General features: G+C 66.7%; 15 protein-coding genes. 9 read left to right on the forward strand and 6 right to left on the reverse strand.

Going from position 1 to position 13,571, the window contains the following annotated elements; genetic code table 11:
- Nucleotides 1–32: 32 nt before the first annotated feature.
- On the reverse strand, nt 33–1,280 hold the full coding sequence (locus FG486_RS12790; RefSeq protein ID WP_181267783.1) for an SPOR domain-containing protein: 1,248 nt from the start codon (nt 1,278–1,280) through the stop codon (nt 33–35).
- Nucleotides 1,281–1,557: 277 nt separating this feature from the next.
- Here FG486_RS12790 and FG486_RS12795 point away from each other — a divergent pair, with 277 nt between their 5' ends.
- The 4 genes from FG486_RS12795 (at nt 1,558) to FG486_RS12810 (ending at nt 5,485) form a co-directional block, all read left to right on the forward strand.
- Nucleotides 1,558–2,274, forward strand: coding sequence for a ParA family protein (locus tag FG486_RS12795; RefSeq protein WP_023839567.1), 717 nt, complete (start codon nt 1,558–1,560; stop codon nt 2,272–2,274).
- A 28-nt stretch (nt 2,275–2,302) separates the two neighbouring features.
- Nucleotides 2,303–3,010: a hypothetical protein gene (locus FG486_RS12800; RefSeq protein WP_181267784.1), complete on the forward strand. Its 708-nt coding sequence runs from the start codon at nt 2,303–2,305 to the stop codon at nt 3,008–3,010.
- 44 nt (nt 3,011–3,054) lie between these two features.
- Nucleotides 3,055–4,509 (forward strand): SPOR domain-containing protein, encoded by a 1,455-nt coding sequence (locus FG486_RS12805; protein ID WP_181267785.1) that lies wholly within the window; start codon nt 3,055–3,057, stop codon nt 4,507–4,509.
- A gap of 490 nt (nt 4,510–4,999) precedes the next feature.
- Complete coding sequence (locus FG486_RS12810) at nt 5,000–5,485, forward strand: GIY-YIG nuclease family protein (RefSeq protein ID WP_338401612.1); 486 nt, start codon at nt 5,000–5,002, stop codon at nt 5,483–5,485.
- A gap of 185 nt (nt 5,486–5,670) precedes the next feature.
- Here the strand turns inward: FG486_RS12810 and FG486_RS12815 are convergent, their stop codons facing one another.
- From FG486_RS12815 to rplU, 3 genes are all read right to left on the reverse strand, one after another.
- On the reverse strand, nt 5,671–6,192 hold the full coding sequence (locus FG486_RS12815; protein ID WP_241695725.1) for a GNAT family N-acetyltransferase: 522 nt from the start codon (nt 6,190–6,192) through the stop codon (nt 5,671–5,673).
- A 202-nt stretch (nt 6,193–6,394) separates the two neighbouring features.
- On the reverse strand, nt 6,395–6,670 hold the full coding sequence (gene rpmA / locus FG486_RS12820; RefSeq protein WP_023839572.1) for a 50S ribosomal protein L27: 276 nt from the start codon (nt 6,668–6,670) through the stop codon (nt 6,395–6,397).
- A 29-nt stretch (nt 6,671–6,699) separates the two neighbouring features.
- Nucleotides 6,700–7,164 carry a 50S ribosomal protein L21 gene (gene rplU, locus FG486_RS12825; RefSeq protein ID WP_060980085.1) on the reverse strand — a complete coding sequence of 155 codons (465 nt, stop codon included), beginning with the start codon at nt 7,162–7,164 and terminating at the stop codon, nt 6,700–6,702.
- A gap of 275 nt (nt 7,165–7,439) precedes the next feature.
- On the opposite strand from rplU, the gene FG486_RS12830 reads away from it, so the two are divergent.
- The 3 genes from FG486_RS12830 to FG486_RS12840 all read left to right on the forward strand — a co-directional run bounded on the left by FG486_RS12830 (nt 7,440) and on the right by FG486_RS12840 (nt 10,040).
- Nucleotides 7,440–7,979: a hypothetical protein gene (locus tag FG486_RS12830; protein WP_181267787.1), complete on the forward strand. Its 540-nt coding sequence runs from the start codon at nt 7,440–7,442 to the stop codon at nt 7,977–7,979.
- Between the two features lie 90 nt (nt 7,980–8,069).
- Nucleotides 8,070–8,975, forward strand: coding sequence for a hypothetical protein (locus tag FG486_RS12835; protein WP_181267788.1), 906 nt, complete (start codon nt 8,070–8,072; stop codon nt 8,973–8,975).
- A gap of 171 nt (nt 8,976–9,146) precedes the next feature.
- Nucleotides 9,147–10,040 (forward strand): glycine-rich domain-containing protein, encoded by an 894-nt coding sequence (locus FG486_RS12840; protein WP_181267789.1) that lies wholly within the window; start codon nt 9,147–9,149, stop codon nt 10,038–10,040.
- Nucleotides 10,041–10,069: 29 nt separating this feature from the next.
- Here FG486_RS12840 and FG486_RS12845 read toward each other — a convergent pair whose 3' ends face one another.
- Nucleotides 10,070–11,008: an isopenicillin N synthase family dioxygenase gene (locus tag FG486_RS12845; protein ID WP_181267790.1), complete on the reverse strand. Its 939-nt coding sequence runs from the start codon at nt 11,006–11,008 to the stop codon at nt 10,070–10,072.
- 72 nt (nt 11,009–11,080) lie between these two features.
- Between FG486_RS12845 and FG486_RS12850 the strand changes: the two genes are divergently transcribed.
- Both FG486_RS12850 and FG486_RS12855 read left to right on the forward strand, forming a co-directional pair.
- Entirely contained in the window at nt 11,081–11,500 is a 420-nt protein-coding gene (locus FG486_RS12850) for an EVE domain-containing protein (RefSeq protein WP_241695726.1), read from the forward strand.
- Between the two features lie 58 nt (nt 11,501–11,558).
- On the forward strand, nt 11,559–11,741 hold the full coding sequence (locus FG486_RS12855) for a CsbD family protein (protein ID WP_060980090.1): 183 nt from the start codon (nt 11,559–11,561) through the stop codon (nt 11,739–11,741).
- A gap of 169 nt (nt 11,742–11,910) precedes the next feature.
- On the opposite strand, the gene FG486_RS12860 is transcribed toward FG486_RS12855, so the two are convergent.
- A complete protein-coding gene (locus FG486_RS12860) occupies nt 11,911–13,569 on the reverse strand; it encodes a thiamine pyrophosphate-binding protein (RefSeq protein WP_181267791.1) in 1,659 nt (552 codons plus the stop codon).
- Between the last annotated feature and the right edge of the window lie 2 nt (nt 13,570–13,571).

Genomic DNA, 13,571 nt, shown 5'->3' on the forward strand with positions numbered 1-13,571 from the left:
CCGGACCGCGCGGCCCGCACCCGCAGGGCGCATCATTTCTTCAACGCGAAACAGGCCTGGCCGCTGCGCGCGACGCTGTCGCACGCCTGCTTGGCCGCCGCCTGGCTGGCGAAAGGACCTGCCTGCAGCTTGGTGATCGGGCCCGCCTTGACCAGATAGGGTTGCAGCCCCGCAAGCGCCTGGTTCTGGCGCTCGAGCCCGCTCCACAGGGTGCGCGCGCGGCCCTCTTCGCTGAACGCACCCAGCTGGATGCGCCAGTCGCCGGAGGCGGCCACGGCAGGCGCGGTGCTCGCAGCGGCGGCAACCGGAGCTGCCGCCACCGGCGCGGCGGGCTTGGGGGCCGAGGCGACGGGAGCAGGCGCGGGCTTGGGCGCCGCAGCGACGGTTGCAGGCGCAGGCTTGGGCGCCGGGGCCGGGGTCGACGCCGAGGGCGTGCCCATCGTCGCGAAATCGACGCCTGCGCTCGCTGCGGTGCTGTTGGGGCTGGAGGGCAGGGTGGGAATCACCGTGCCCGTGGCACGCGAAGGCGGAAGGTCGGTGGTCTGGATCGTCGATCCGGTCGCGGGGCGGGCGATCGCCGGTGCCGGCTTGGCGGCGGCGGTGACGACCGGCTTGGCGGGCGCGGTGGCGCCGGTCGCGGTATCGGTGACCTTCAGGCCAGCAGCGGCGCCCGCGAGCTTCTGGCGTTCGGACACGGCGTCGCGCTCGAGCTGCGCGGCAAGCTGCGTGCCCTTGGTCCGCTCGGCGAGCGGGATGTACTTGTCCATCGTCGCCAGGCTGCGCGAGGCCTGGGGAAGGCCCTGCGCCGAGGCACGGGTCATCAGCGCATAGGCGCGCACCCAGTCCTTCTCGGCGATGTCGCCGTTGAACATCGCGGTGCCCAGCACATATTGCGCGCGCGGCTCGCCCCGGTCGGCCGAGGCGCGGATATAGGGCATCGCCTCTTCGCGGCGATTGTCCTGGAACAGCACCAGACCGTAATTGTCCGCCGCCTGGACATGACCGCGATCGGCGGCCTTCTTGTACCAGGCTTCGGCCTGCTTGAGGTCCATCGGCACGCCGCGGCCCAGCTTGTAGGCCTGGCCGAGATTGAACTGCGCATCGGCATCGCCCTTGGCCGCAGGGTCACGCCATTCCTCGACGGCCTTGGCGAATTCGCCGCGTTCCCAGGCATCGACCCCGGCCTTGACATCGGCCAGCGCCGGGCTGGACAGCGCGATAGTCGCCGCTGCTGCAGCCAAGACAGCGAAATTGCGGGAAAATTTTGTCGAACGTGCCATGCGGGTCTTGCTCCATCGCATATGGTAAAACCGTGTGCCGACCTTATCGGGCGGAAATGCCGCTGCAAACCGGGCGCACCGGGCCTTGCTGGCGTAAACCGCTATAGTTACCGACACGTTAGCAAAGCGTTTACGCCTGCATCAAGACGGGTTGAAGACTGCTCCAAAGCCCCGAAATCCCGGCCTGCCGACGCCATGGCAAGGTCCGTGTTAACTCAAAATTAGCTGCCTCCGCGCATTTTCCCCTTAACCGAATGAACCGGACAGGGGGTTTGGAGTGCGCGTACTCGCTTTGGCATCTCAAAAAGGAGGATCGGGCAAGACGACCCTTTCGGGTCATCTGGCCGTGCAGGCGCAGCTGGCAGGCGATGGCCCGGTGGTGCTGATCGACATCGATCCGCAAGGCTCGCTCGCCGACTGGTGGAACGAGCGCGAGCCCGAATATCCAGCTTTTGCGCAGACCACGGTCGCCCGGCTTCCTGCTGACCTTGCGATCCTGCGCCAGCAGGGGTTCAAGCTCGCCGTCATCGATACCCCCCCTGCGATCACCATGGCGATCCAGTCGGTGATCTCGGTCGCCGAGCTGATCGTGGTGCCGACCCGTCCGAGCCCGCACGATCTGCGCGCGGTCGGCGCGACGGTCGACCTGTGCGAGCGCGCGGGCAAGCCGCTGATCTTCGTCGTCAACGCCGCCACGCCCAAGGCGCGGATCACCTCCGAAGCCGCGGTCGCCCTGTCCCAGCATGGGACAGTCGCGCCGACGACGCTGCACCACCGCACGGACTTTGCCGCCTCGATGATCGATGGCCGCACGGTCATGGAGGTCGACCCCAATGGCAAGTCGGCCGGAGAGGTGCGCGCCTTGTGGACCTATATCTCGGACCGGCTGGAAAAGAATTTCCGCCGCACCGTCTTTGCCGTGCCCAATGCGCCCGTCGCGCCTGGCGCCATCCGCCCGATGGGCGGCTTCGGTCGCCGCGTGGCCGGATCGTGATGCAGTTACGGGGGCAAGGATGAGCTTTATGGCCGAACCCAAACCAATGGCATCGCTCTCGTCCGGCCTGCTCGCGCGCAAGGGGGCCGCGCGCCCCGCGATGCGCCGCCAGGGCATGGACGGTCTCGGCACGCTCGGCACCGCAGGGCTGACGCCCGGCGTGCATGGCCTGCAGGACGATCTGGGCTGGAACGACATGGGCTATGATGTCGATCCCGCGCACGAGGAGCGCGCGCCGCATTATGGCAACCTGCTTGCAGGCGCGATCCCCGATGCAGTGCCCGGCGAGCCGGTGCCTGAAATGGCGCCCGTCGTGCCCGATGTGGTGCGCCAGCAGGCCGAGATTGCCGAGCGCCTGGCCGAGCCCGTTGCGGCCCCCGAACCGGTCGCCGCACCCGAGCTGGACCTCCAGCCCGAGATCGCGCCCGTGCCCGAGCCCGTGGCCGCGATCGCGGTAGCCGAGCCGGTCGCAGCGCCGGTCCCTGCGGTCCGCCAGCGCAAGCGCAAGCAGGCGGTGATGCAGGAAGTCGTGGCCGCCGCGGTCCAGTCCTCGGCCCGCCGCGCGGCCTTCACGCTGCGGCTCGATGCCGACCGTCATCTCAAGCTTCGATTGGCCAGCGCGGTCAGCGGACAGTCCGCGCAGCAGCTGGTCACGGCGGCGCTTGACGAATTGTTAACCAAAATGACCGAAATAGAGGACCTGGCGGGTCGCGTGACGCGATCGGCGACGCTTTGAGGCGAACGCAGGCAGGTCGGGGCCGACGAAGAGGGAACAGGGCTATGGCAAGCGGATCCAAGATCAACCGGGCGCTGGCGCTCAAGCTGGCGGCATCGACCATCCTGGTCGGCAGCGTGCTGGTGAGCTGTTCGGCGCATGGCGGTGGTGGCCGTCCGCAAAGCCTTTCGTCCTCGTCGCAAAAGGCGCTGGCTGCGGGCAAGACCGACAAGGCACTGGAAAAGGCCGAAGCCGCGGTCGCGCTCGACCCGCGCAATGCCGAGCTGCGCAAGACGCTGGCCCAGGCCTATCTGGCCAATGGCCGTTTCGCGTCCGCGCGCCAGTCGCTCGACGATGCGCTGGCGCTCGGCGATGCGAGCGCGCGCACGGTGATCAGCCTGGCGCTGATGCACGTTGCCGAGGGCCGCACCAACGCCGCGCAGGCGCTGCTGGAGCAGCATCGCGACACCATTCCGGCGAGCGATTATGGTCTGGCACTGGCTCTGGCCGGTGACACCAAGACCGGCGTGGAGGTGCTCGCACAACTCATCCGCTCTGGAGATAACGCCCCCAAGGTACGGCAGAACCTCGCTTTTGCCTATGCGCTCGACGGGCGCTGGCGCGAGGCGCAGATCATGGCCGGGCAGGATCTCGATCCGCAGGTCGCGCAGCAGCGCATCGCCGAATGGGCGCGCATCGCGCATCCCGACGCCCATGCCCAGCGCGTTGCATCGGTGCTGGGCGTCACGCCTGCAGCCATGGATCCAGGCCAGCCGGTGATGCTTGCGCTGTCGGCGACCCCGTCGATGGGCGAGGTCGCGACGCAAATCGGCCAGCAGGCGATGGCGCCCGCTGCCGGTCCGATCGAGCTGCCGCCGGTCGAAGACAAGCCGATGGAACTCGCCGGGGTCGAGTCGGTGTCGGTTCCGGCCTCCGAGCCCGCGCCGGTGATGGCCGAAGCCGCGCCTGCGGTCGCCGCTGCACCTTCGGGCGCGATCGTCGCGCCGCTGCTCACCGCGCGCGAGATCGTCCAGCCGCTGCCCGCCAGCTATCGCCGCAAGGCGGTGCGCAAGCTGCGCCGCGAAATGGTCGCGAAGCGCCAGATGATCGTCGAGCAGGAAAAGGTTCAGGTTGCCGCGGCCCCCGCGCCGAAGCCTGCTCCCAAGCCCGCGCCCGCCAAGGCCGCGCCTGCGCCCGCCGTCTTCCAGAAGGCCAGCTTCTCGCCGGTCAGCAATGGCGCGTTCGCGGTGCAGCTCGGCGTATTCTCGAGCGCGGCCAATGCCAACCGCGCCTGGGTCGGCTATAGCGCCAAGCACAAGGATCTCGCGGCCTTTTCCAAGGTCGCCGTGCCCACCACCGTCGGCGCGCGCACGCTGCACCGCCTGACCGCAAACGGCTTTGCCGACGAGAAGAGCGCCCGCGCGATGTGCGCCCAGGTCCGCTCGGGCGGCGGCGAATGCATCATCGCCCGCGCGACGTCCACCAAGCCCGCCGGCACCCAGATCGCCGCCCGCCGCTGAGGCGAGGGGGCCAGCCAAACCCACGTCATCCCCGCGAAAGCGGGAATCCCGCTTGTGTGGCGAATGAGGGCTGAGGCCGTGCGGACGGTTTTAGACGGCTGTCAACGTCCGGTTGAGGGGCGCAGTGCAGCAGGTTGAGATGGCTGCAATTCGGTAATCAGCTGCCGTTCATTCACCAATATTGTCGTGGCTAAGGAGTTTACCCGTTTCGTTCGAGAAGCATGAAATGCTCGTGCCACCCTTAACGCCCCAGCGCGGTCTCAACTCCACACAATCACGATCTGGGAAAGAAACGGTCACAGGAAAAAGATGGGCTTCGATCTCACTCACACTGCTACGTTCGGAACGAGCTTTCGCTTGATAAGCTCTGCGCTCTAACGGCGCATCAAGCGGGTAACGAACTTCTTGTTGTAGCTGACTTAGGTGACTTTCAGCGCGCAGCCAAAGAACCGCAAGCATTACGCAAGCAGCCAACACTATACCGCAGACGGTGGGTATCGAACGGCCCATCAGCCATCTGAACACGGAGCGTGAATGTCCGCAATGGGTTTATTTGCTGAACGGCAAGTTTTGTCTTCCGCCGTCCCAAAGTCACCCCATCTCCGCTCAGCCTGAGCTTGTCGAAGGCCCCGCGAAACCGTTATTCTGGGCTATGGCCTTTTACGCGTATCTTTTGCGATGCAGCGACGGCAGCTATTATGCCGGGCATACTGATGATCTCGAACACCGGATGTCCCAGCACGCCAGCGGTGCCTGCGGGGGCTATACCGCGAAAAGACGCCCTGTTGACCTGGTCTGGTCGGAGGATTTTCCCTCGCGCGAGGATGCGTTCTGGGTGGAGCGGCAGATCAAGGGCTGGTCGCGAGCCAAGAAAGAGGCGCTGATTGCTGGGGATTGGGATTTGATTTCAAGGCTTTCAAGGGGGTTGCGCAATTTCGCTGATGATGGCGCGGGGCCTTCGACAAGCTCAGGCTGAGCGGGCGTGTGCGGGTGGCTTAACTCGGAGACAGGCTCAGGTTGAACTGTCGTTCATGCACCCACCCGATTCTATCCAGCCCGCTCCCACAGCGCGCGCGCCCGCTTTCGCGGGGGTGACGGAGCAGGGGCAGGGGCGGGGTTCGGGGCGGCGCTGCTCGCCGCCCACCACTCACCGCCCGCCCCTCACGCGGCAAGCGGTCGTTCTACCTCCGCCATGTCGCTCTCCAGCGCATATTCCTGCGCCATCGCTTCATAGCCGCGTCCGGCGCTGAAGCGGGGGCGGGTGGTGCCGGTGGGGACGAAGCCCAGCCGCCGCAGCACCGCGCCCGAGGCCGGGTTGTCGATATAGTGGCTGGCGACCAGTCTGCGGTGCCCCAGCGTCCAGGCATTGGCGATTACCGCGCGTGCGGCCTCGGTGGCATAGCCCCGGCCCCAATGGTCGCGCGCGATCCAGTAGCCGATCTCGACCTCGCCGCGATCGGTACGGCCGAGGCCGCAGCTGCCGATCAGCGTCTGCCCGGCATCGCCCGGCAGGGTGAGCAGATAATGCGGGCAGAACGGGTCCTGCGCGCGCGCGGCGAATTCGCGGGCGTCTTCAGGGGTATAGGGCCAGGGCGCGCGGGCAAGATTGCACACGATGCGCTCGTCGTTGATGGCCGCGAACAGCGCCTCGGCATCTTCGGGCCAGACCGGCCGCAGCAACAATCTTTGCGTTCTTGCAAACATTATGTCTCTCCTGTGTTACCCGCGCCCATGCCAGCCAAACATGACAGGCTGGAGTCAGCGCGGTGACAGGGAGACAAAAAGAAAGGGAGACGGGACGGACCCCATCTCCCTGTCATCTGGTCCGGGTGTTTCACCGGCCGGGGTCATCCCTGTGAGAGGACGACCCGTCATCGATCGTCCGTTATTCGGCGGCTTCCGCCATCGCCGGGGCGACTACCGATACGTATTTGCGGCCAAGGCGACCTTCGTGGAACTTCACGCGGCCTTCGGTGAGCGCAAACAGCGTATGGTCCTTGCCCATGCCGACATTGGCACCGGCATAGACCTTGGTTCCGCGCTGGCGGATGATAATGTTGCCGCCGATGACGGGCTCGCCACCGAACTTCTTCACGCCAAGACGACGACCTGCGGAATCACGACCGTTGCGCGACGAACCGCCTGCTTTCTTATGTGCCATTTCTCAAAACTCCTTGGGTTCGCGCGCGATCAGGCGTTGTCAGCCGACGAATCGGTGTCAGCGGCCTTCTTGGTGGCAGCCTTCTTGGCCGGAGCCTTTTTGGGTGCAGCCTCGGCAGCGGGGGTTTCGGCAGCAGCTTCGACCGGAGCTTCGGTCTTGGCGGCAGCGGCCTTCTTCGGCGCAGCCTTCTTGGCTTCCTCGCCCACGGCGACGATGCGCAGGATCGTGTGCTGCTGACGATGGCCGAGCTTGCGGCGATAGTTGTGGCGGCGCTTCTTCTTGAAGATCACCACCTTTTCTGCCTTCGCCTGCGCGATGATCTCGGCGGAGACGACCACACCGGCCACATCCTTGACCTCGCCGCCGTCACCGGCGAGCAGAACGTCGTTCAGCGCAATGACGTCGCCAGCCTCGCCGGCCAGCTTTTCCACTGCGATTTTGTCTCCGGCTGCAACGCGATACTGCTTGCCGCCTGTGCGCACGATAGCGAACATGGGTTGTCTCGTTTCTGTTAGCTTCAATCGGGTTCCGGGCACGCAATTTGCGGCGATCATCTGTTTCATCCTGTCTGTTGCCAGACCCGAATCGGCAGAGTGAAAACCACTGCCCTGCGACGGGATGTCCCGCGCCGGAAAGCCATGCCCGTTAGGTGAAAGCGCCGGTCCTGTCAACCGCTGCAGCGGCTTTTTTGGCCGATCGCGCCGATGATGGCTGCACCGCGCCGCAAGCCGGTTGCCCGCGATTGCGTGCTGTCCTAGAGCCTTGGGCCATGAAAGTCACCCCGGCAAAGCTCGTCCGTTCGCTCGTCCTTGCATGGCCCATGCTGCTCGCCGGCTGCCTGCAGCCCATGGCCGAGCTGCCCTCGCTCGAGCGGCGCGAGGTCGAGCTGCGCGATCGCGCGGCCGAGGCCAAGGCGCCGCCGCCGCCGATCGAGAGCATCGCCGACCCCGCGCTGGCGCGCGATCTGACCGCCATGCTGGCGCGTGCCGACAAGGCCGAGGCGGATTTTGCCGTGGCGCGCTCGGCAGCGCAGCAGGCGGCAGGCGCGGCGCGCGGCAAGGAGGTGGGCAGCGAGAGCTGGTCGGTCGCGCAGACGCGGATCAGCGCGCTCGATGCGCCGCGGCGCGAGCTCGCGCAGATCCTGGGCGATCTGGAAGAGCTTTATGTCGCGCGGCTGCAGAAGGAGGCGGCAGGCGAGGTGAAGCCGGGCGGCAGCGACCAGATCGAACAGGCGCGCCAGCACGTGCTGGCGCTGCTCGAAAGCCAGGATCAGGTGATCGGCAACCTCAAGGCCAGCCTCGCCAGCTGACAGCATTTTACAGGGGCGAGGGCTCGGTTCGTCGCAACCCTCGGTGAAGCGGCACGTAGTGCGTGCATCGTTCACCGAGGAAATAGAGTCATGAAATCCCTTTATACCGCCACCGCCGCTGCAGCGCTTATGCTCACCGGCACCGCCGCGTTCGCGCAGAGTGATACCGGCGCGCAGGAGCAGCAGCGCTCGCGCCAGCAGGAGCGACTGAACTCGATCTTCGGCGCATTGTTCGGTGACCGCACGGGTTCGACCCAGTCGATCGAGGCGCAATGGCAGTTCGGGCGCACCCCGCTTGCCACGCAGCGCGCGCAGTTCGAGGCGCGGGTCGATGCCGATATCCGCTCGGGCCAGATCGACCGCCGCACCGGCGACCGGCTGAAGAGCGACTATTATGATCTTGTCCAGCTCGAGGCGCGCTATGGCGCCGACCGCCGCTTCACCGTGCAGGAGCGCGAGGACCTGGCCGAGCGCTATGCGCGCCTGACCCAGGTGATCGCCGATGGCGCCTATGGCGACGAGTATGAATCGGACATCGGCATCTCGGTTGCCGACGGCCAGGCCGAGTTCAACCAGCGCGTCGATGCGCAGGTTTCCGCGCGCCGGATCACCCGTGTCGAAGGCGCGCGGCTGAAGACCGATTATGCGGCGCTGGTGCGCACGGAGGCGAGCTATCTGCGCGATGGCCGCATCACCGACCAGGAGCGCGACGATCTTTATACCCGGCTGGAAGCGCTCGATGCGCGGGTCGGCGACATGGCCTCGACCGGTGGCGGCAGCACGATGCAGACCCCGCGTGTGCGTCTGGATGCCATCGCCCGCGCGCTGCCCGCGAGCGGCCTGTCCGCCAGCGCCCAGGCGCAGCTTCGCGTCGAGCACGAGGACCTGACGCGTCTGGAAGCCGCCTATGCGCGGCTCAACCCCAGCGCCGACGAGCGCGCCTATCTCGACCGTCGTCTGGGCGATCTGGAGACGCGCGCGCGCGTTCGCCGCTGATCGTTCGTTTACATCTCTCTCCAACTGGGAGGGCATCGCCTGCGCGATGCCCTCCTTTTTGTTTTACATTTGATGATTGCCGCAGCGATCCGGACTCGATAGCCTTGCCCCACCAAAGCGGCGGGGAGGGCGGTGATGGTCGAGGATCCGATATGGCAGGCGCTTGCCCAGATGCGTATCGAGCCCCCGGGCGCGGCGCTCGGGTTCACCCGGCGACTGGCCCGCGAGAATGGCTGGTCGCGCGGCCATGCGGAAGCGGTGATGACCGAATATCGCCGCTTTCTCTATCTCGCCGCGACCGGCACGACCGAGGTCACCCCGTCGGATCAGGTCGACCAGGCCTGGCATCTGCACCTGGCCTATACCCGGCATTACTGGGAAGAGCTGTGCGCGCGGATCATCGGTCGGCCGCTGCACCACGGCCCGACCGCCGGCGGCGCGTCCGAGGGGCGCAAGTATCGCGCGCTCTATGCCGAAACGCTGCAGCGCTATCGCGACACGTTCGGCGAGGAGCCGCCGCGCGACATCTGGCCGCCGTCGGACATCCGCTTCGGCACGCGCTATCAATGGGTCGACCGCACCCGCCACTATCTGCTGCCGCGCAGGGCGGTGTCGATAGCGGGGATGGCGGGCGGCGCGGCGCTGCTCGCGGCGTGCACCGCGCTCGCTGCCAGCAAGGTCAGCGAAGTCACACGCACCAGCAGTTCGAGCCAGTCGTTCGATGCCCTTATCGGGATCGTCATCCTGCTGGTCGCAGCCCTGGTGCTGGTATTGCTGCTGCGCTGGTCGTGGCGATCGGCGCGGCGCCTGATGGTGCCCAAGGCGCAGGCGGATCGTCGCAAGCGCGGCGATGACAGTTCGGACAGCTCGAGCGGCTTGTCGTTCGAGGGCTGGTCAGATGCAGGCGGCGCAGCTGCAGCAGCGGGCGGCGCGGCGTTCGTCGCGGGCGGCGGCGATTTCGGCGGCGGCGGCGCGGAGGCGAGCTGGGACGGGGACTCGGCGAGCGACTCAGGCGGCGACAGCGGCTGCAGCAGCGGTTGCGGAGGATGCGGCGGCGGAGACTGAATCCCCGCCGCGCGCAGTGTCAAAAAGGCTCAGGCCTTGACCAGGCCGATCTCGACCAGCCGCTCGTGCAGATAATCGTCGGCCAGGATCGCGTCCGGGTAGCGATTGGGGCGCTCGGCGGTGATGCAGGTTTCGAGCGTGCGGATCGGGAAGTCCGATCGTAGGTGCAGGAAGAAGGGCATCGAATAGCGGCTGTAGCGCGCGCGGTCGCCCGCAGGGTTGCGCACGCGGTGCGTGGTCGAGGGCAGCACATGGTTGGTCAGCCGCTGCAGCATGTCGCCAACATTGACGACCAGCGCGCCTTCGGGCGGGCGCATGTCGATCCACGAGCCATCCTTGGCCAGGATCTCGAGCCCGCCTTCCTCGGCCCCGAGCAGCAGCGTGATGAGGTTGATATCCTCGTGGGCGCCGGCGCGGATCGCGCCTTCCTCGCCGGTGCCGACGCCCATGGGCGGATAGTGGAGCAGGCGCAGGATCGAATTGCCCTCGTGCACCGCCGGTTCGAACCAGTTCGCATCGAGCCCGAGATATACCGCGATGCGCGACAGGATGATGTTGCCCACCCGGTCGAACTCGGCGAACAGCGGCTCGAAGGTCTCGCGGAAGCCTTCAGGGCGTTCGGGCCAGACGTTCTTCGGCATGGTGTGCGCGATCGGGCTGGCTGGATCGATCTCGCGCCCGACATGCCAGAATTCCTTCAGGTCATGCGCCTTGGCATCCTTGGCAATCTCGGTGCCGAACGGCGTATAGCCGCGCTGGCCGCCGGCCTCGCTGTCGTAATAGCGGCGCTTCTCCTCGGTGGGCAGCGCGAAGAATTCCGCGGTCTTGTCCCAGCCCTGGCGCACCAGCGCGGGATCGAGGCCATGATCCTTGATCATCGCAAAGCCATAGGTGGAGAAACTGTCGCCGAGCTTCTGCGCGAGCGCGGCAGGTTCGTCGGTGAGCGAGAGAATGGGCAGTTGTATCATGATGCGGTCCGCAATAGCTGAGTCTCGAATGTCGAGCGATGCGCTCACTTAGGCGCTCAGGCGGGAAAAATCATGACCCAATATTGGCTGATGAAGTCCGAACCCGAAGAATATGGCTGGCACGATCTGGTGCGCGACGGTGAGGGGACGTGGGACGGGGTGCGCAATGCGCAGGCCTCGAACAACCTGAAGGCCATGCGCGAGGGCGATCTGGCGCTGTTCTACCATTCGCGCACCGGGCTGGAGGTCGTCGGGATCATGCGGGTGAGCGAACCTGCGTTTACCGACCCCAAGGACGAGAGCGGGCGCTGGGTCGCGGTGAAGGTGCAGCCGGTCGAGCCGCTGAAGCGCGCGGTGTCGCTCAAGGCGCTCAAGGCGAATCCGAAGCTGGCCGATATGGCGATCCTGCGCCAGTCGCGCCTGTCGGTCGCTGGCGTAACATGCGACGAATGGAGGGAAATCCTGCGCCTCGCGGGGAACGCGTCTTCCTAACCTGCGTAAGTACTCCGAAGGCAAGCCTCCCCGTCTTGCCAAGTGAAGGAGCAATATCATGGGTGAACTCAAGGACAAGGCCGCAGGCACCGCAAATGATCTGGCCGGCAAGGTCAAGGAAGGCATCGGCGCTGCCACCAACAACCCCGAACTCGAAGCCGAAGGCGAAGCGCAGCAGCTCAAGGGCAAGACCCAGAAGCTTGCCGGCGACGTCAAGGGTGCATTCGGCGACAAGGTGTGATCTTCTGATCCAGCCTCGCTGAATTCAAAAGGACCGGCTCTCTTCCGCTAGCAGGAGAGCCGGTTTTTTGTGCGCTGTTCCGCTCTCCCCGGGAGGGAGAGGGTCGCGCAGGCTTGGCGAGCGTTAGCGAGCCTAGCCGCAGCTGGGAGAGGGGGGGCGGCGCTTGGGGTCAGCGCCCACGCAGTCCCGACACCGTCGCGCCGCTCGCCGCGATATTCTCGATATCGGTCTTGAGATGTAGCAGCTTCAGCCCCGGCTGCGCTAGCGCCTCGGCCAGCGCGGGCGCGAACTGCTCCGTCCGCTCGACCGTTGCCGCCCAACCGCCATAGGCGCGCGCGAGCATCGCGAAATCAGGGTTGTGCAGCGTCGTGGCGGAGAGCCGCGCGGGATATTCGCGCTCCTGGTGCATGCGGATCGTGCCGTACGCGCCATTGTCGATCACCAGCACCAGCAGGTCAGCGCCATATTGCACCGCGGTCGCCAGTTCCTGACCGTTCATCAGGAAATCGCCATCGCCCGCCAGCGCCACGACCTTGCGGTGCTTGAGCCGCAGCGCCGCCGCGACGGCGGCGGGCACGCCATAGCCCATCGCGCCCGCGGTAGGGGCGAGCTGGCTGGGCTTTTCGCCATAAGGCCAGTAGCGGTGCCACCAGCCCGAGAAATTGCCCGCGCCGTTGCAGATGACGGTATCGGCGGGCATCGCGGCGCGCATCGCCTTGACGCACTGGCCGAGGTCGAGCGCAGCGCCGGTCGGTTGCGGGTCGGAAAAGGCGAGCCATTCGGCATGCGCCTCGGCGCCGCTTGCGAAATGCACATCGTCCTCATCCCACAACGCGGCGGCTTCGGCAAACTCGTCCATGTCGGCGCACAGCGGCAAGTCGGTGCGATAGACGCGGCCGAGCTCGCCCGGATCGGGATGGACATGCACCAGCGCCTGGCCGGGATGTTCGGTCGTGATCAGCGTATAGCCGTCGGTCGTAGCCTCACCGAGCCGAGCGCCGACCGCGAGGATTAGGTCCGCGGCCTTCACCCGCGCCACCAGCTTGGGATTCGGCCCATAGCCGAGATTGCCCGCCCAGACCGGCGAGGCGTTGTCGAACGCGTCCTGCTGGCGGAAGGCGCAGGCCACCGGAAGGCCGATGCGCTCGGCGAAGATCTGAAAGTTCGCGCGCGCCGAGGGGCTCCAGTCGGCGCCGCCGATGATCGCAATCGGGGACTTCGCGCCGGCGAGCATCTCCATCAGCACCGCAAAGCCATTGGGGCAGACCGGCTGGGCGGGGCGGGTGACGCGCGGGCGATCGGCGACCTCGACCACGTCCTTGAGCATGTCCTCGGGCAGCGCGAGCACAACCGGGCCGGGGCGTCCCGAGATCGCCACCGAAAAGGCGCGCGCGACATATTCGGGGATGCGCGCCGCATCGTCGATCCGCGCCGCCCATTTGCACAGCGGCGCGAACATCGCCTGGAAATCGACCTCCTGAAAGCCTTCCCGATCCCTCATCCCCCGGTCGACATCGCCGATGAACAGCACCATCGGCTTGCTGTCCTGCATGGCGACGTGCACGCCGATACTGGCATTGGTCGCGCCCGGGCCGCGCGTGACGAAGGCGACGCCGGGCCGTCCCGTCATCGCGCCATCGGCACAGGCCATGAAGGTGACGCCGCCTTCCTGGCGGCAGACCACAGTGTCGATTTCGGGCACGTCGTGCAGCGCGTCGAGCACCGCGAGGAAGCTCTCGCCCGGCACGGTGAAGATGCGGTCGCAGCCCTGCGCCACCAGCTGGTCGACAAGAATGCGCCCGCCGGTGCGGGGGGAAATGCCAGTCATGA

Source organism: Blastomonas ursincola, assembly GCF_013607875.1.
GTDB classification, from domain to species: domain Bacteria; phylum Pseudomonadota; class Alphaproteobacteria; order Sphingomonadales; family Sphingomonadaceae; genus Blastomonas; species Blastomonas ursincola.